The organism is Oceanicola sp. 502str15, from assembly GCF_024105635.1.
Taxonomy (GTDB): domain Bacteria; phylum Pseudomonadota; class Alphaproteobacteria; order Rhodobacterales; family Rhodobacteraceae; genus Vannielia.
This window is the reverse complement of sequence record NZ_WYDQ01000001.1, coordinates 1270554-1286920: the sequence shown is the minus strand read 5'-3', so window position 1 is coordinate 1286920 and position 16367 is coordinate 1270554. Positions and strand designations below refer to the sequence as shown.

The following is a 16367-nucleotide window of genomic DNA, read 5'->3' as shown; positions in this document are numbered from 1 at the left end:
CGGGGCGGGGGAGCAAGGGGATCAGGCGAGGGTGCCTGCGGGGGTCAGCGTGGTCAGCCCGCCGGTGTAGGCGTGGAGCGCCTCGGGCAGGACAACGGAGCCGTCTTCCTGCTGGCCGTTCTCCAGAACGGCGATGAGCGCACGGCCGACGGCGAGGCCCGAGCCATTGAGGGTATGGAGAAATTCCGGCTTGCCGCCGGCCTCGGGGCGGAAGCGGGCGTTCATCCGGCGGGCCTGGAAGGCGCCGCAGTTGGAGACCGAGGAGATCTCGCGATAGGCGTTCTGGCCGGGCAGCCAGACCTCGATGTCATGGGTGCGGCGCGCGCCAAAGCCGGTGTCGCCGGTGCAGAGCACGACGGTTCTGTAAGGCAATTCAAGGGCTTCCAGCACGGCCTCGGCGCATTTGGTCATGCGCTCGTGCTCCTCGGCGGAGGCCTCGGGGTGGACGATGGAGACCATCTCGACTTTTTCGAACTGGTGCTGACGCAGCATCCCGGCGGTGTCGCGGCCCGCGCTGCCGGCCTCGGACCGGAAGCAGAGCGAATGGGCGGTGTAGCGGCGGGGCAGGTAATTTTCGTTGACGATACAGTCGTTTACGATGTTGGTCAGCGTCACTTCGGAGGTCGGGATGAGCCACCAGCCTTCGCGGGTCTGGTAGCTGTCTTCGCCGAACTTGGGCAGCTGGTTGGTGCCATACATCATCTCTTCGCGCACCAGCACCGGGCCGTTCACCTCGGTCAGACCGTGCTTGTTGATGTGCAAATCAATCATGAACTGGGCGAGCGCCCGGTGGATGCGGGCGATTCCGCCCGACATCAGCACGAAACGCGAGCCGGCGAGCTTGGCGGCGGTCTCGAAATCCATCGCCTCCCTGGCGCCGGGCAGCTCGTAATGCTCGAGCGGTTTGAAGGCGAAGTCGCGCGGGGTGCCCCAGCGGTGGATCTCGACGTTATCGGCCTCGTCGGCGCCATCGGGAATGTCGTCCTGCATGATGTTGGGCAGGCCCATCAGGAGGTCGCGCAGCTCGGTGTCCCTGGCCTTGGACTCCTCTTCGAGGCGGGCGATTTCGTCTTTCTTTTCAGCGACAAGGGCGCGCAGGCGCTCGAACTCGGCCTCATCCCCGGCGGCCTTTGCGGCGCCGACCTGCTTGGAGGCGGCGTTGCGCTCGGCCTGGGCGGCCTCGGCGGCGGTGATGGCGGCGCGGCGGGCCTCGTCGAGCGCGAGGATGGGGGCGGAGGCCGAAGAGATCCCGCGCCGCGCCATGGCGGCATCGAAGCCGGCGGGATTGTCGCGGATGGTGCGGATATCGTGCATCTCTTCTGGTCCTTGTCTGACGTGTGCGGGGCCTAGCAGACCCATCGTGCGGAGGGGTTAACAAGGCGGTGTTTGGTAGGGAAGCGTTAATTGTCACAAGTGGTACACAAGCTGTGCACAGGCTGTGCATACGCGGTTTTTGCACAGAAGTGGGGGGTTAACGGGGTGGGCTGTGCGGGGGGGGGGCGGTGGCGTTCATGTGGCATGGTGGAGGGACAGGGCCGGTGAAGGGGCGTGGATTGCCCGGTGCGCGCCGTAAGGCGCCGGGCAGCGCCGTCCCGCCCCACGGGGCGGCGCTTTGGTGAGGGTTGGGGCTTCGTTTTGGGGGAAGATGACTGCTGCGCCATAAAGTGGCACTTACAGGCGTTGTGGGCGCCACCCCACGGGACGGCGCTGCCCGGCTTGGGGTGGGGCGTGTCGTGATCCGCATCCGTACACTCCGGAACTACCCGCCTTTGGCCCATGTTTCCGCGACAGTTTCGCCTCCCCACTGGCGCTCGGATCAAATCGCCCTTATCTGCCACCCCACGCGCTTGCATCACCATGGCCCCGGTCATAGGGTGCGCGCCGAAACGTCCGCCCGCTGTGCGGCCCCACGAACAAGACCAAGAAGGAGCCTCCATGCAGGGCTTTCAATCCATCGTGCCGCTGATCCTGATCTTCGGGATCATGTACTTTCTTCTCATCCGTCCCCAGCAGAAGAAGCTGAAAGAACACCAGGCGATGGTGGGCGCGTTGCGCCGGGGCGACCAGATCATCACCCAGGGGGGCATCGTCGGCAAGGTGACGAAGGTGCGCGACGAGAACGAGGTCGAGGTCGAGATTGCCGAAGGCGTGAAGGTGCGCGTCGTCAAATCGACCGTGGCCCAGGTGCTCAGCAAGACCGAACCGGCAGCCGACGCCAAGGCGTAAGGCGGCTGCAAGCAACCCATCGGCGGGGGCGCAATGCTCAATATCTCCTTTTTCAACCGGCTGGTGATCTGGCTCGTGGTGGCCTTCGGGCTGCTGGTGGCGATGCCAAATGCCTTCTACTCCCGGGTCGAGACCCACAACGATGCCGTGGCGGCGATGGACACGGGCGGCGCGACCCCCGAGCTTGAGGCTGATGCGGCGATGTGGCCGGGCTACCTGCCCAGCAGCCTCGTGAACCTCGGCCTCGATCTTCGGGGCGGGGCGCATCTGCTGGGCCGGGTCCGGGTGGAAGAGGTCTATGCCGACCGGATGAAGGCGATGTGGCCGGAGGTGCGCGATGCGCTGCGCGATGCGCGCGGCACCATCGGCACGATCCGCCGGGTCGAGGGCCCCGAGGAGCAGCTGCGCATCCGCATCCAGAACCCCGACCAGATGGCCGCGGCGATGGAAGAGGTGCGGGGGCTGGCGCGGCAGGTGGTGTCGCTGTCCTACCCTGGGGCGACCGATATCGAGGTGAGCGCCGAGGGTGACGTGCTGGTGGTGCAGCTCAGCGAGGCGGAGCGCGAGCTGAGCGATCAGCGCACCGTGCAGCAGAGCCTCGAGATCATCCGCCGCCGGGTGGACGAGGTGGGCACGCGGGAGCCGACCATCCAGCGCCAGGGCAGCGACCGGATCATCATCCAGGTGCCGGGGATCGGCTCGGCGCAGGAACTTAAGGATCTGATCGGGACCACCGCCAAGCTGACCTTCAACCCGGTGGTGCAGCGGGTGTCTTCGCCTGATGCCGACGCCACCGGACGGACCGTGACCCTGCCCAGTGCCGACCCCTCCGAGGAGGGCGTGTTCTACGTGCTGGAGGAGACCCCGGTGGTGACCGGCGAGGAGCTGGTGGATGCGCAGCCCGACTTCGACCAGAACGGCCAGCCGGCGGTGAACTTCCGGTTCAATGCCAGCGGGGCGCGCAAGTTCGGGGATTACACGGCCGAGAACGTGGGCAGCCCCTTTGCCATCGTGCTCGATGGCGAGGTGATCAGCGCGCCGGTGATCCGGCAGCATATTCCGGGCGGCACGGGGATCATCTCGGGCAGCTTCACGGTGCAGGAGAGCAGCGACCTTGCGGTGCTGCTGCGCGCCGGTGCGCTGCCGGCGGGGATGGACTTCTTGCAGGAGCGCACGATCGGGCCCGAGCTGGGCGCCGACAGCATCCGGGCGGGGGCGATTGCCTGCATGGTGGCCTTTGCGGCGGTGCTGATCTTCATGGTGCTCAGCTACGGGCTGTTCGGCCTGTTTGCCAACATTGCGCTGCTCATCAACGTGGGGCTGATCTTTGGCCTGCTGAGCACGATCGGCGCCACGCTGACCCTGCCGGGCATTGCGGGCATCGTGCTGACCATCGGCATGGCGGTGGATGCCAACGTGCTGGTCTTCGAGCGGATCCGCGAGGAGCTGAAGACCTCGAAGGGGCCGAGCCGCGCGATTGCGCTAGGCTACGAAAAGGCGCTGAGCGCCATCATCGACGCCAACATCACCACCTTCATCACCGCGGCGATCCTCTTCGTGCTGGGCTCCGGGCCGGTGCGGGGCTTCTCGGTGACGCTGGCGCTGGGGATCATCACGTCGGTCTTCACCGCGATCTACGTCACCCGGCTGCTGATCGTGACATGGTTTGAACGGGCCCGGCCCAAGAAGATCGAGGTGTAAGCGATGCGTTTGCGACTGGTTCCCGAGACGACCAACATCAACTTCTTTGCCGCGCGCAAGGTCACCTTCGGCGCCTCGATGGTGCTGATGGTGCTTTCGGTGGTGGCCTGGGCGGTGATGGGGCTGAACTTCGGCATCGACTTCCGGGGCGGCACCACGATCCGGACCGAGAGCACGCAGGCGGTGGACGTGGCCCAGTACCGCGACGCGATTGCGCCGCTGGAGCTGGGCGATGTGGCGATCAGCGAGGTCTTCGATCCGACCTTCGACGCCGATCAGCACGTGGCGATGCTGCGCATCCAGGCCCAGGAGGGCGAGGAGAGCGCCGGCAACGAGATGGTGGCCAGCGTCGAGGCGGCGCTGAAGGGCGTGGACGAGAGCATTCGGTTCACCTCGGTCGAGAGCGTCGGCCCGAAGGTGTCGGGCGAGCTGGTGCAGAGCGCGGTGCTGGCGGTGCTGGCGGCCCTCGGGGCGATCATGGTCTATATCTGGCTGCGCTTCGAATGGCAGTTCTCGCTGGGCGCGGTGGTGGCGCTGTTCCACGACGTGCTGCTGACCATCGGCCTCTTTGCCCTGCTCCAGATCAAGTTCGACCTCGCCACGATTGCGGCGCTGCTGACCATCGTGGGCTACTCGATCAACGACACCGTGGTGATCTTCGACCGGGTTCGGGAGAACCTGATCAAGTACAAGAAGATGGGCCTGCAGGACGTGATGAACCTCTCGGTGAACGAGACCCTGAGCCGGACGGTCATGACCTCGGGCACCACGCTGATTGCGCTGATCGCACTCTTGGTGCTGGGCGGCGACGTGATCCGGGGCTTTGTCTTTGCCATCACCTGGGGCGTGATCGTGGGCACCTATTCGTCGGTCTACGTGGCCAAGAACATCGTGCTGATGCTGGGCACCAAGCGCGACTGGACCAAGCCGAGCGACGGGCCGGGCGGCACGCAGTTTTCGACCACGGATGCCTGAGCGGTGCGTGAGGCCTGACGGGGCAGATGCTGCCTGAAGGACTGGCCGCCGCGCTGGCGGTGCCCGGGATCGTCTGGGTGCTGTTGGCGGCCGGGGCGGCGGGGCTGGCCTATGGCTTTGCGGGCTTCGGCGCGGCGCTGATCTTCATGCCGGTGGCCTCGGCCCGCGTGGGGCCGGTGGAGGCGGTGACGCTGGAGGCCTGCATGGGGCTGGCGAGCGTGGTGACGGTGCTGCCGGGCGCACTCAGGCTCGCCGACAAGCGGGATACCGGATTTCTTCTCATCGCATCGCTCATCGGGCTGCCGGTGGGAGTCTGGCTGCTGAAGGTGGTGGAGCCGGAGGTGATGCGCTGGGGGATCTGCGCCGTGGCGGCGCTGACGCTGGCGCTGCTGGTGGCGGGCTGGCGGCGCAAGACGGCCGACAGCACCGGCGCATTGCTGGGCGTGGGCGCGGCCTCAGGCGCGCTGGGGGGCGCGACGGGGCTGACCGGGCCGGTGATGATCCTGTTCAAGCTCTCCGGGCAGGGCAGCGCGGCGGAGGTGCGGGCCTCGACGATCTCTTTCCTCACGCTGCTGTCGATGCTGCTGCTGCCGATGCTCTGGCTTCAGGGGCTGATCCGGGTGGAGGCGCTCTGGCTCGCGGTGCTGGTGCTGCCGGTCTACACGGTGGGGGCGCTCGGCGGGCAGGCGATGTTCCGGCCCGAGATGGAGCGGCTCTATCGGCGGGTGGCCTATGGGCTGATCGGGCTGGCGGTGGCGATGAGCCTGCCGCTGTGGTGAGGGCGGCGGCGCTGGTGGCTGGTGGGGCGTTGGGCCTTGGTGTGGTGGGGGTCACCCACCCGACGGCATGGGCGCGGGATGGCGGGACAAGTCCCGCCCTACGGAGGTGGCGATGATCGGGGCATTCGAGGCGGCGTGGGGGCTGGAGGGCTTTTGGTGGCTGGTGCTGATCATCGGGGTGGCCGGGCTGGTGCGCGGCTTTGCCGGGTTCGGGACCGGGATGGTGTTCATCCCGCTGGGCTCGATCTTTCTTGATCCGCTCTGGGTGCTGGCCGCCGTGATCGCGGTGGATGTGGCGGGCTCGGCCCCGGTGCTGCCGCGGGCGATCCGCGATGTGCGCGGGCGTGACCTGATGTTCATGCTCATGGGCTGCGTGGTGACGCTGCCGCTGGGCACCTATGCGCTGACCGCCTCGGACCCGGCGCTGTTTCGCTGGGGCGTGTCGGGGTTGTCGCTGGCGCTGGTGGCGCTGCTGATCTCGGGCTGGCGGCACCATGTGGAGATCGGCCCGAAGGGGCTGGTGGGGGTGGGCGCGGCCTCTGGCTTTCTGGGCGGTTTCGTGGGGATGCCGGGGCCGCCGGTGGTGCTGGCCTACCTTGGCGGGCAATACCGGCCCGAGCGGGTGCGCGCGACGACGCTGCTTTTCATGCTGATGTTCGTGGCGCTGCTGGGCGTGGTCCTTGCGCTGCGGGGCGTGCTGGAGGGCGGCGGGCTGGCGCTTGGCATCCTGCTGATCCCGGCCTATGTGGCAGGGAACCTTGCCGGGCAGGCGCTGTTCGACCCGGGCCGCGCGCGGCTCTATCGGGCGGTGGCCTACGGGGTGTTCATTGCCTCTGCCCTTGCGGGATTGCCGATCTTTGGCGGATAAGGGGCCTTATGCGGATCACGGAAGTTGAATTCAGGGGCGAGATGCCGGTGGAGGGCTACGGCCCCGGGTTCTGGCGGCTTGGCGGCGAGCTGTTTGAGGGCGCTGTATTGGTGGGGCCGGGGGGCGTGACGCCCTGGGCCGGGCTGGCCGATCCTGCGCCGCTGGTCGAGATGGCGGGCAAGGTGGATGTGCTGTTTCTGGGCATGGGGAGCGAGATTGCCCCGGTGCCGCGCGCGCTGCGCGAGGCGGTGGAGCTGACCGGGCTGGGGCTGGACGTGATGGCCTCGCCCTCGGCGGCGCGCAGCTACAACGTGCTGTTGAGCGAGGGCCGCCGGGTTGCGGCCGCGCTCCTTCCGGTGGGCGGCGTTTGAGCCTTTTGAGCGCAGAAGACCTCTGCGTGGCCCGGGGCGGGGTGCCGGTGCTGGAGGGGCTGACGTTTGACGTTGGGCCCGGCGAGGTGCTGGTGCTGCGCGGGCCGAACGGGGTGGGCAAGACCTCGCTCTTGCGGGTGCTTGCCGGGCTGGCGCCGCCGGTTGCGGGGCGGGTGGAGAGCGAGGGCGCGGGTTACGCGGCCCATGCCGACGGGCTGAAGGCGATGCTTTCGGTGCGCGAGAACCTTGAATTCTGGGCGGATCTGCATGGCGCGGGCATTGGCGATGCGCTGGAGCGGATGAACCTTGCGGCGCTGGCGGAGCGGGCGGCAGGGAGCCTCAGCGCGGGGCAGAAGCGGCGGCTCGGGCTGGCGCGGCTGCTGGTGACGGGGCGGGCGCTGTGGCTGCTCGACGAGCCGACGGTGTCGCTGGACGCGGCCTCGGTGCAGCTCTTCGCCGGCGTGGTGCGCGCGCATCTGGCGGGCGGGGGGGCGGCGGTGATTGCGACGCATGTTGCGCTCGGGCTGGAGGAGGCGCGGGTGTTGGAGCTGGAGGCCTATCGGGCGGTGGCACGGGCCGCGCCGGGCGGGTTTGACGAGGCGTTTCTGTGAGCGGCGGGGGCGTGGTGGGCCGTGCGTGCGCAGGCTGCTTGGGAGGTGTGTTCGAGCTGGCGTTTGTTGGTTTGGCTGGCGTTGCGGATGGATATTTTCAGCAAGAAAATGGAGCGGGGCGGTGAGAGCCTTGCTGGTCAGGGATCTGCGGCTGGCGGTGCGGGCCGGGGGGGGCTTTGGGCTGGCGTTGGCGTTCTTTCTGATCGTGGTGGTGCTGGTGCCCTTCGCGGTGGGGCCGCAGCCCGAGGTGCTGGGGGAGATTGCGGCGGGGGTGCTGTGGATCGGGGCGCTGCTGGCCTGCCTGCTGTCGCTTGACCGGATCTTTGCGCTGGATTTCGAGGATGGCTCGCTGGAGCTGCTGGCGAGTGCGCCGGTGCCGCTGGAGGGAGTGGCGGCGGTGAAGGCGCTGGCGCATTGGCTGGTGACCGGCCTGCCGCTGGTGTTGGCGGCGCCGGTGCTGGGGGTGTTGCTGCATCTGCCGGGGCCGGGATTTGTGTGGCTGACGGTGTCGCTGGCGGTGGGCACGCCGGCGCTTTCGGTGATCGGGTGCTTCGGGGCGGCGCTGACGGTGGGGCTGAAGCGGGGCGGGTTGCTCTTGAGCCTGATCGTGCTGCCGCTCTACGTGCCGGTGCTGATCTTCGGGGCCGAGGTGGCGCGGCGGGGCGCGGAGGGGCTGGCCGTGGGCACGCCGCTGGCGCTGCTTGGCGGGCTGGCGGCCGGGGCGGTGGCGCTGCTGCCCTTCGCGGCGGCTGCGGCAATACGTATCAACCTGCGCTGAGGGGCTCCGGGCGATGTGTATTGAGCCGAAGCGGGACGGGGCCTAGGGTGCGCTCCATGTCGTTGTGGGAATATGCAAATCCGGTGAAGTTCATGGCCACGAGTGGCCGGGTGCTGCCGTGGTTTGCGGTCGCTGCCGGGCTGCTGACGCTGGCCGGTGTGGCCTGGGGTTTCTTTGCGACGCCGGAGGACTACCGGCAGGGCGCGACGGTGAAGATCATCTTCATCCATGTGCCCGCCGCGATGATGGCGATCAATGCCTGGGCGATGATGCTGGTCTGCTCGCTCATCTGGGTGGTGCGGCGCCACCACGTGAGCGCGCTGGCGGCCCGCGCGGCCGCGCCGGTGGGCGTGGCGATGACGCTGATCGCGCTCTTCACCGGGGCGATCTGGGGCCAGCCGATGTGGGGCACATGGTGGGCCTGGGACCCGCGGCTGACCTCCTTCCTGATTCTGTTCCTCTTTTACCTCGGCTACATGGCGCTCTGGGCCGCGATCGAGGACCCCGACACCGCCGCCGACCTCACCAGCGTGCTCTGCCTCGTGGGCTCGGTCTTTGCGATCCTGAGCCGCTACGCGGTGAACTTCTGGACCCAGGGTCTGCATCAGGGCGCCTCGGTGCTGCGGGCGGGGGCCGTCACCGGGAGCGACACGGAGGAGAAGGTGAGCAATGTCTATGCGGTGCCGCTCTTCGTTTCGATGGCGGGATTCGTGCTGCTGTTCATCGCGCTGGTGCTGATGCGCACGCGCACCGAGATCCGGGTGCGGCGGATCAAGGCGCTGGAGGCGCGGGCGCGGATGGGCGATGCCTGAGCTGGGAAAATACGCAACCGAGGTGCTGGTGGCCTATGGCGGGTCGATCGCGATTCTGGCGGCGCTGCTCTGGGTGACGATCCGGCGCGGGGCGAAGGTGCGCGCGCAGCTGCGCCGGATGGAGCGGGAGGGCCGGAAATGAGGCCGCTGATGTTTGTGCCTTTCGCGGTGATCGCGCTCCTGCTCGGCGCGGTCTTTCTGCCCAAGCTGATGGCCAACAAGGCCGACCCGGATGCGGTGGAGGCGCTGCCCTCGACCTTCATCGGGCGCCCGGCCCCGGGGCTGGAGCTGGCGGCCCTCGGCGCGGAGCCGGAGCTGACGCGGGAGATGCTGGACGGTGAGGGGCTGAAGCTGGTGAACTTCTGGGCGAGCTGGTGCGCGCCCTGCCGGGTGGAACACCCCAACCTCGTGGCGCTGGCGCAGGCCGGGGTGCCGGTTTACGGGATCAACTACAAGGACGACCCGGAGAAGGCGGCGGATTTCCTTGCCGAGCTGGGCAACCCCTATGCGGCGATCGGGGCCGACACGCAGGGGCGCAACGGCTTTGGCTGGGGCGTCTACGGGGTGCCGGAAACCTACCTGATCGACGGCGAGGGCAAGATCCTTCTGCGGGTGGCGGGGCCGGTGACGGCGCGCAGCTTTGCCCGCGACCTCGGGCCCGCGCTGGAGGCGGCGGGGATCTCGGTGTCGCTCGGGGAGTAGCCGCGAGGCGGCGGGCCGGTCCCTGCGGTGGCCTGCGGGGATGGGTGTTTTCAGCAAGGAAATGGGATTGGGCGCGCTTTGGCGGCGGCGTTGGGCTGTGGTGGTCTCGCGGTGCCTGGGGGCTGTTGGCCTTTGGCGGAGGCGTGTGGGGGGGGCAGGATTGAGTATTTTCGGCAGGAAAATGGAGCTGGGGGGCGCTTTGGCGGTGGCCTTGGGGAGGGGATGTAGGCGGTGGGGCGTTCTGGGGGCTGTGGTCTTCGGTGGCTGCGGTTGGGGATGGGGGTGAGGTTCTTCGGACGAAACGTGGGGCCGGGGTGCCCTTGCGTTAATTGGGCGTGAATCTCAGGTGAAAGCGTCGGGCGGGGCGTGGTTTGGGGCGGGGGGATGGGGCAAGGATGTTGGTGCGGGCCGAGCGTGGTGCCGCGGATTTGAAAGTAAGCAAGGCTTTTTGACCGTCGATATATTTGATCGAGAAGATCCGGGCCGCCCCCCGTGCCCGGTCCCCGCGGGCCTCACTCGCCCGATACAAGAGAGAAGACCCTGGCATTCCTCCCCGTGGCCAGGGTCTTTTTTTGTTCGGGGGTCAGCTTTTGAAGAGGCGGACGGGGGATTTGGGGGCGCGGGCGATGGTGCCCTTGGCCTCGAGATCGAGTTGCACGCATTTGAGCCACCAGCCGGCGGTGTCGCCGCCCGGGAAGAGATCTTCGGGCAGGGCGGGGAGGAGGGCGGCCTTGGCTTCGGGCACCTTCATTCCCGGCGGTTCGGCGGGCAGGACGGCGAGCAGGGCCTTGCGCATGGCCTCATACTTGGCGCGGTTGACCCGGGTGGTCTTGCCCGGCGTGTTGACGTTTTCGACCTCGATCTTCTCGTCGCTCATGGCTGCTCCTCGCTGGTGTCGGGGCGATGATAGCAGCGCGGGGCCGGGAGGGGGAGGTTGGGCTGGTGGTGATGTGGAGACGGGCGGAGGCGCGCCGGGATGGGCCGCCGGGGCGGCGGGACAAGTCCCGCCCTACGCGGGTTTGACGGCGGGTGGCCTAGTTTGGGTTCAGGGAGAACCGCCGGGTCACGCCGGTGCGGAACACCTGCGAGTGGCAGTTCGGGCAGGTCTGGGAGGTGATCGCGGGCACGGGGCGGCCCGTGGTCGGGAAGAGGGCGCTTTTGCGCCGGCTGTCGAAGGCGGCCTCGAGCAGCCAGCCTGTCCAGCCGCAGCTCTTTTCGGCGCCGAGGCAGGTGGAAAGGGTCAGCTGGGCGGTGTCCGGCCCGGCCTTGGCCAGCGCGCTTTCGATCCGGTCGATCTCGGCGTCGAAGTCTGGGGTGCCGATCTTCATCCCATGCCCATCTCGGTGATGCTGCGGGAAAGAAAAACGCGGGCCCGGAGGGACCCGCGTTTTCTGGTTCTTGCAAAAAGTGACCGCGGTCAGGCGGCCTTGGCGAGGTTGCGCAGCACGTAGTGCAGCACGCCGCCGTTCTCGATGTAGTCGATCTCCACCGCGGTATCGATGCGGCACTTCAGGGTGATTTCCTTCACGCTGCCGTCGGCCATGGTGATCTCGGCGGGGACCTCCTGAAGCGGCTTGACGCCGACGAGGCCCTTGATCGAGACGGTTTCCTCGCCGGTGAGGCCCAGCGTCTTGCGGGTGTCGCCGCCGGTGAACTCGAAGGGGATGACGCCCATGCCGACGAGGTTGGAGCGGTGGATGCGCTCGAAGCTCTCGGCGATGACCGCCTTGACGCCCAGAAGCGCGGTGCCCTTGGCGGCCCAGTCCCGCGAGGAGCCGGCGCCGTACTGTTCGCCGCCGAAGATCACCAGCGGGGTGCCGGCCTCCTGGTAGGCCATGGCGGCATCGTAGATCGAGGTCTGCGCGCCATCGGGGCCGTTGGTGTAGCCGCCTTCGACGCCATCGAGCATTTCGTTCTTGATGCGGATGTTGGCGAAGGTGCCGCGCATCATGACCTCGTGGTTGCCGCGACGCGAGCCGTAGGAGTTGAACTCGCGCACCGGAACCTGACGCTCGATCAGGTATTTGCCGGCCGGGGTGGTGTCCTTGAAGGAGCCTGCGGGGGAGATGTGGTCGGTTGTGACCATGTCGCCGAGCAGGGCGAGGACGGAGGCGCCTTCGATGTCGGTGATGGCGTGGGTGTCCATGGTGATGCCCTGGAAGTAGGGCGGGTTCTGGACGTAGGTGGAGGTGGCGGGCCAGTCGTAGGTCTGGCTGTCGGTCACCTTCACGCCCTGCCATTTCTCGTCGCCCTTGAAGACGTCGGCGTACTTGGACTGGAAGGCCTCGCGGGTGACGGTGCTTTCGACCAGGTCGGCGATTTCCTTCTGGGTCGGCCAGATGTCCTTGAGGTAGACGTCGTTGCCGTCCTTGTCCTGGCCGAGGGGCTCGGAGGTGATGTCGATGTTCATGTCACCGACCAGCGCGTAGGCCACCACGAGGGGCGGGGAGGCGAGATAGTTGGCACGGACGTCGGGCGAGATGCGGCCCTCGAAGTTGCGGTTGCCGGAGAGCACCGAGGTGGCGACGAGGTCGTAGTCGTTGATCGCCTTGGAAATCGGCTCTTCGAGCGGGCCGGAGTTGCCGATGCAGGTGGTGCAGCCGTAGCCGACGAGGTTGAAGCCGATGGCGTCGAGATCCTCTTGCAGGTTTGCGGCTTCGAGATAGGCGGACACGACCTGCGAGCCGGGCGCGAGGGAGGTTTTGACCCAGGGCTTGCGGGTGAGGCCCTTTTCGCGTGCCTTCCGTGCCACCAGCCCTGCGCCGATCATCACGTAGGGGTTGGAGGTGTTGGTGCAGGACGTGATCGAGGCGATCACGATGGAGCCGTCATGGAGCTGGTGCGCGGCTTCCTCGGCCTTGTACCAGCCCTTGTTGTGATGGCCGGTGTCGCCGGGGATGTCGCGCGGCTCGGGGGCGCCGCCCTCGGCTTCCCAGCGGCCTTCGGCCTTGGGGCCGGCGTCCTTGTTGCCGCGCAGGCCCTCGATGAACTTGCCGAACTCGGTGCTGGCGCTGGTCAGGGCGATGTAGTCCTGCGGGCGCTTGGGGCCGGAGATGGCGGGCACGATGGTGCCCATGTCGAGGGTGAGGGTGTCGGTGTAGACGGGGGCGTAGTCGGCGCCGCGCCAGAAGCCGTTTTCCTTGGCGTAGGCTTCGACCAGCTGCACGCGCTCTTCGTCGCGGCCGGTGTTGCGCAGGTAGCGCAGGGTCTCGCCATCAATCGGGAAGAAGCCGCAGGTGGCGCCGTATTCGGGGGCCATGTTGGCGATGGTGGCGCGGTCGGCCAGCGGCAGGCTGTCGAGGCCGGAGCCGTAGAATTCGACGAACTTGGAGACCACGCCCTTTTCGCGCAGCATCTCGACCACTTTCAGCACGAGGTCGGTGCCGGTGGTGCCTTCCATCATCTTGCCGGTCAGCTCGAAGCCGACGACTTCGGGGATCAGCATGGAGATCGGCTGGCCGAGCATCGCGGCCTCGGCCTCGATGCCGCCCACGCCCCAGCCGAGCACGGCGGCGCCGTTGACCATGGTGGTGTGGCTGTCGGTGCCCACCAGCGTGTCGGGGTAGGCGACTTCGACGCCGTCCTGGTCCTTGTCGGTCCAGACGGTCTGGGCAAGGTACTCGAGGTTCACCTGGTGGCAGATGCCGGTGCCGGGCGGAACCACGCGGAAGTTGTTGAAGGCGTTCTGGCCCCACTTGAGGAAGACGTAGCGCTCCATGTTGCGCTCGTATTCACGGTCCACGTTCATCTGGAAGGCGCGGGGGTTGCCGAACTCGTCGATCATCACCGAGTGGTCGATCACGAGGTCGACGGGGTTGAGCGGGTTGATCTTTTCGGGGTCGCCGCCGAGGGCCACGATGCCGTCACGCATGGCGGCGAGGTCGACCACCGCCGGAACGCCGGTGAAATCCTGCATCAGCACGCGGGCGGGGCGGTAGGCGATTTCGCGGGGGTTCTTGCCGCCCTTGGTCGCCCATTCGGCGAAGGCCTTGATGTCGTCCACCGAGACGGTCTTACCGTCTTCAAAGCGGAGCATGTTCTCGAGCACCACCTTCAGCGCGGCGGGCAGCTTGGAGAAGTCACCCAGGCCCGCGGCTTCGGCGGCGGGGATCGAATAGTAGTCGATCGACTGGCTGCCGACGGTGAGGGTCTTGCGGGTTTTGGAAGTATCGTGGCCGACGGTGATTGGCATGGGGGGCTCCCTTGGCTTGGGTGGCTGCACTTGGCTTCCCATAGACCTATAGAGCGCGGGGGCGCAAGGAGGATTGGGTGGGCCGGGTTGGTTTTTGTATACCATTGCACACAATGCAGATGCAAGAGGCACAGGGGATTTGTCACATCTCTCGCGTTTCGTTGATTGGCATGTGCCTGCGGATGGGGCTAAACCGGATACAAGGGATGACATTGGCAGGTTAATATGGCCTTGAAATCAGGCATGAAAAAGCTCTTCGGGGCCATGGCGGTTTGCGCAGCGACGGTTGCCCCCGCGGCAGCGGAAGGCCCCGTGGTGGTGGAACTCTACACCAGCCAGGGCTGTTCGAGCTGCCCGCCCGCTGATGAAATTTTGGCCAAACTTGCAAAGAAACCGGGCGTGATCGCGCTGGCGCTGCATGTGGACTACTGGGACTACATCGGCTGGAAGGATGCCTTTGCCAAGCCCGAGCACACCAAGCGGCAGAAGGCCTATGCGCGCGAAGCCGGGGCCCGCACGATCTATACGCCGCAGATGGTGATTGGCGGGGTCGATCACGTGGTGGGGGCACGGCCGATGGACGTGCTGGACCTGCTGGGCACCCACAAGGCGCGGCCCGCGGTGATGACGCTCACCGCCCATCGCGACGGCTCCATGGTCGAGATCGAAGGCACCCCGCCGCAGCCCGCACAGGGCGCGTTGCTGGTGCAGCTGGTGCGCTATCTTCCCGAGGAGTCGGTGGCGATCAAGCGCGGCGAGAATGCCGGGCTGACGATGAGCTATGCCAATATCGTGCGCGACTGGCAGGTTCTGGCCGAATGGGATGGCAGCGCGGCGCTGGACATGCGGGTGGAAGCCCCCGGCGAGGCGCCGGCGGTGGTGATCGTGCAGAAGGCCGGGCCGGGCGCGATCGTGGCGGCGGCGCGGGTCGACTGAGAGCGGCGCGTGGGCGCGGTTTTGCAGGGCGGCATTTCGGGGCCGGAACGGCGTGACCGGGCCGTGCGGAAGGCCCGAACCTGAAGGCGGGCCGGGGCCTGAACCGGCGCAAACGGACTCATCTGAGCAGAAAACGTCCTGAGAGCTGTGCGGAAAACCGCACAGTCCCGTGGTGCATGTGTGTGGGAAAGGGGACGGGTCGGGGGGCGGCCATGCCTGCCGTGTGCAGGGAAATCGCCTGATATCAAGGGGTTGACCCCCGGCGGAGGGGCGCTTTGCCAATTCACTTGCAGCTTGCCGGGGCATAGGGTTCTGTCCGCTGAGGCGCTGGGAGGCGCCCTGCGAACCAACATGTCTGGGAGGACATCCACATGAAATTTGCGACCCTTTCCGCCACAGCCGTGGCGCTGGTCATGTCTGCCGGTGCCGGTTTTGCGGCCTGTGACGATGGCGAGATCGTCATCAAGTTCAGCCACGTGACCAACACCGACCGTCACCCCAAGGGCATTGCTGCCAGCCTGCTCATGGAGCGGGTGAACGAGGAAATGAACGGCAAGGCCTGCGTCGAGGTTTACCCGAATTCCACGCTCTACAACGACGACCAGGTTCTGGAAGCCATGCTGCAGGGCGACGTGCAGCTTGCCGCGCCCTCGCTCTCGAAGTTCGAGACCTTCACCAAGCAGTTCCGCATCTTCGACCTGCCGTTCATGTTCAAGAACATCGACGCGGTTGACGCCTTCCAAAGCTCCGAAACCGGCCAGGCGATGAAGGACTCGATGCAGCGTCGTGGCCTTCAGGGCCTCGAGTTCTGGCACAACGGCATGAAGCAGTTCTCGGCCAACAAGCCGCTGCTGAAGCCCGAGGATGCCGCCGGCCTCAAGTTCCGCGTGCAGCCCTCCGACGTGCTGGTTGCCCAGATGGAAGCGCTGAACGCCAGCCCGCAGCCGATGGCCTTCTCGGAAGTCTACGGTGCGCTGCAGCAGGGCGTTGTGGACGGGCAGGAGAACACCTGGTCGAACATCTATGGCCAGAAGTTCTTTGAGGTTCAGGACGGCACCACCGAAACCAACCACGGCGTGCTCGACTACCTCGTGGTGGCCTCGGTCGACTGGCTCGACAGCCTCGATGCCGACGTGCGCGACCAGCTTCTGACCATCATGGCCGAAGTGACCGCCGAGCGGAACGCCGCCGTGGGCGAGGTTGACCTTGAGGCCCGTCAGGCCGTGCTCGACGCCGGGGGCGAGATCCGCGAGCTGGACGCCGAGCAGCGTCAGGCCTGGGTCGATGCGATGAAGCCGGTGTGGGAGCAGTTTGAAGGCGACGTTGGCGCCGACAACATCGCTGCCGCGCAGGAGATCAACGCCTCCTTCTGAGGCGCGGGTTCAACCTGAAGATTTCGGCCTCGCGCTCTCTGCG

Annotated in this window: 17 protein-coding genes; 13 read left to right on the top strand and 4 right to left on the bottom strand. The window is 67.2% G+C overall.

The window, feature by feature from the left end; translation table 11 throughout:
* Window positions 1–21 precede the first annotated feature (21 nt).
* Window positions 22–1314: a serine--tRNA ligase gene (gene serS, locus GTH22_RS06120; RefSeq protein WP_252943933.1), complete on the bottom strand. Its 1293-nt coding sequence runs from the start codon at window positions 1312–1314 to the stop codon at window positions 22–24.
* Window positions 1315–1935: 621 nt separating this feature from the next.
* On the opposite strand from serS, the gene yajC reads away from it, so the two are divergent.
* The 11 genes from yajC to GTH22_RS06065 all read left to right on the top strand — a co-directional run bounded on the left by yajC (window position 1936) and on the right by GTH22_RS06065 (window position 9823).
* Complete coding sequence (yajC, locus tag GTH22_RS06115) at window positions 1936–2226, top strand: preprotein translocase subunit YajC (protein WP_252943931.1); 291 nt, start codon at window positions 1936–1938, stop codon at window positions 2224–2226.
* Window positions 2227–2259: 33 nt separating this feature from the next.
* Entirely contained in the window at window positions 2260–3927 is a 1668-nt protein-coding gene (gene secD / locus GTH22_RS06110) for a protein translocase subunit SecD (RefSeq protein ID WP_252943930.1), read from the top strand.
* Window positions 3928–3930: 3 nt separating this feature from the next.
* Window positions 3931–4902 carry a protein translocase subunit SecF gene (gene secF, locus GTH22_RS06105; protein WP_252943928.1) on the top strand — a complete coding sequence of 324 codons (972 nt, stop codon included), beginning with the start codon at window positions 3931–3933 and terminating at the stop codon, window positions 4900–4902.
* Between the two features lie 26 nt (window positions 4903–4928).
* Window positions 4929–5681: a TSUP family transporter gene (locus GTH22_RS06100; protein ID WP_252943927.1), complete on the top strand. Its 753-nt coding sequence runs from the start codon at window positions 4929–4931 to the stop codon at window positions 5679–5681.
* Window positions 5682–5793: 112 nt separating this feature from the next.
* Entirely contained in the window at window positions 5794–6549 is a 756-nt protein-coding gene (locus GTH22_RS06095) for a sulfite exporter TauE/SafE family protein (protein ID WP_252943926.1), read from the top strand.
* Window positions 6550–6557: 8 nt separating this feature from the next.
* Entirely contained in the window at window positions 6558–6920 is a 363-nt protein-coding gene (locus GTH22_RS06090) for an Mth938-like domain-containing protein (protein WP_252943925.1), read from the top strand.
* Window positions 6917–7531: a heme ABC exporter ATP-binding protein CcmA gene (gene ccmA, locus GTH22_RS06085; protein WP_252943924.1), complete on the top strand. Its 615-nt coding sequence runs from the start codon at window positions 6917–6919 to the stop codon at window positions 7529–7531. The genes GTH22_RS06090 and ccmA overlap by 4 nt, the downstream gene beginning before the upstream one ends.
* A gap of 121 nt (window positions 7532–7652) precedes the next feature.
* Window positions 7653–8309, top strand: coding sequence for a heme exporter protein CcmB (gene ccmB / locus GTH22_RS06080; protein ID WP_252943922.1), 657 nt, complete (start codon window positions 7653–7655; stop codon window positions 8307–8309).
* 56 nt (window positions 8310–8365) lie between these two features.
* Entirely contained in the window at window positions 8366–9121 is a 756-nt protein-coding gene (locus GTH22_RS06075; RefSeq protein ID WP_252943920.1) for a heme ABC transporter permease, read from the top strand.
* Window positions 9114–9263, top strand: coding sequence for a heme exporter protein CcmD (gene ccmD / locus GTH22_RS06070; protein WP_252943917.1), 150 nt, complete (start codon window positions 9114–9116; stop codon window positions 9261–9263). Before GTH22_RS06075 ends, ccmD begins: the two co-directional genes overlap by 8 nt.
* A gap of 8 nt (window positions 9264–9271) precedes the next feature.
* Window positions 9272–9823, top strand: coding sequence for a DsbE family thiol:disulfide interchange protein (locus tag GTH22_RS06065; RefSeq protein ID WP_252943916.1), 552 nt, complete (start codon window positions 9272–9274; stop codon window positions 9821–9823).
* Between the two features lie 583 nt (window positions 9824–10406).
* Here GTH22_RS06065 and GTH22_RS06060 read toward each other — a convergent pair.
* The 3 genes from GTH22_RS06060 to acnA all read right to left on the bottom strand — a co-directional run bounded on the left by GTH22_RS06060 (window position 10407) and on the right by acnA (window position 14015).
* A complete protein-coding gene (locus GTH22_RS06060; protein WP_252943913.1) occupies window positions 10407–10700 on the bottom strand; it encodes a hypothetical protein in 294 nt (97 codons plus the stop codon).
* A 157-nt stretch (window positions 10701–10857) separates the two neighbouring features.
* On the bottom strand, window positions 10858–11151 hold the full coding sequence (locus GTH22_RS06055; protein WP_252943911.1) for a hypothetical protein: 294 nt from the start codon (window positions 11149–11151) through the stop codon (window positions 10858–10860).
* 89 nt (window positions 11152–11240) lie between these two features.
* Window positions 11241–14015: an aconitate hydratase AcnA gene (acnA, locus tag GTH22_RS06050; protein ID WP_252943909.1), complete on the bottom strand. Its 2775-nt coding sequence runs from the start codon at window positions 14013–14015 to the stop codon at window positions 11241–11243.
* Between the two features lie 243 nt (window positions 14016–14258).
* Here acnA and GTH22_RS06045 point away from each other — a divergent pair, with 243 nt between their 5' ends.
* Together GTH22_RS06045 and GTH22_RS06040 are read left to right on the top strand one after the other, a co-directional pair.
* The gene (locus GTH22_RS06045) at window positions 14259–14951 is read left to right on the top strand and encodes a thioredoxin family protein (RefSeq protein WP_252943907.1); all 693 of its coding nucleotides are present in this window, start codon (window positions 14259–14261) and stop codon (window positions 14949–14951) included.
* Window positions 14952–15322: 371 nt separating this feature from the next.
* On the top strand, window positions 15323–16324 hold the full coding sequence (locus GTH22_RS06040) for a DctP family TRAP transporter solute-binding subunit (protein ID WP_305884657.1): 1002 nt from the start codon (window positions 15323–15325) through the stop codon (window positions 16322–16324).
* Window positions 16325–16367: the final 43 nt, after the last annotated feature.

Bases quoted from the DNA above. Each gene is read 5' to 3' on its own strand.
- GTH22_RS06065 (WP_252943916.1), top strand. From the start codon at position 9,272: ATGTTTGTGCCTTTCGCGGTGATCGCGCTCCTGCTCGGCGCGGTCTTT.
- GTH22_RS06040 (WP_305884657.1), top strand. From the start codon at position 15,323: ATGAAATTTGCGACCCTTTCCGCCACAGCCGTGGCGCTGGTCATGTCT.
- GTH22_RS06095 (WP_252943926.1), top strand. From the start codon at position 5,794: ATGATCGGGGCATTCGAGGCGGCGTGGGGGCTGGAGGGCTTTTGGTGG.
- GTH22_RS06090 (WP_252943925.1), top strand. From the start codon at position 6,558: ATGCGGATCACGGAAGTTGAATTCAGGGGCGAGATGCCGGTGGAGGGC.
- GTH22_RS06060 (WP_252943913.1), bottom strand. From the start codon at position 10,700: ATGAGCGACGAGAAGATCGAGGTCGAAAACGTCAACACGCCGGGCAAG.
- acnA (WP_252943909.1), bottom strand. From the start codon at position 14,015: ATGCCAATCACCGTCGGCCACGATACTTCCAAAACCCGCAAGACCCTC.
- GTH22_RS06045 (WP_252943907.1), top strand. From the start codon at position 14,259: ATGAAAAAGCTCTTCGGGGCCATGGCGGTTTGCGCAGCGACGGTTGCC.
- GTH22_RS06075 (WP_252943920.1), top strand. From the start codon at position 8,366: ATGTCGTTGTGGGAATATGCAAATCCGGTGAAGTTCATGGCCACGAGT.
- GTH22_RS06055 (WP_252943911.1), bottom strand. From the start codon at position 11,151: ATGAAGATCGGCACCCCAGACTTCGACGCCGAGATCGACCGGATCGAA.
- ccmD (WP_252943917.1), top strand. From the start codon at position 9,114: ATGCCTGAGCTGGGAAAATACGCAACCGAGGTGCTGGTGGCCTATGGC.
- secF (WP_252943928.1), top strand. From the start codon at position 3,931: ATGCGTTTGCGACTGGTTCCCGAGACGACCAACATCAACTTCTTTGCC.
- serS (WP_252943933.1), bottom strand. From the start codon at position 1,314: ATGCACGATATCCGCACCATCCGCGACAATCCCGCCGGCTTCGATGCC.
- yajC (WP_252943931.1), top strand. From the start codon at position 1,936: ATGCAGGGCTTTCAATCCATCGTGCCGCTGATCCTGATCTTCGGGATC.
- secD (WP_252943930.1), top strand. From the start codon at position 2,260: ATGCTCAATATCTCCTTTTTCAACCGGCTGGTGATCTGGCTCGTGGTG.
- GTH22_RS06100 (WP_252943927.1), top strand. From the start codon at position 4,929: ATGCTGCCTGAAGGACTGGCCGCCGCGCTGGCGGTGCCCGGGATCGTC.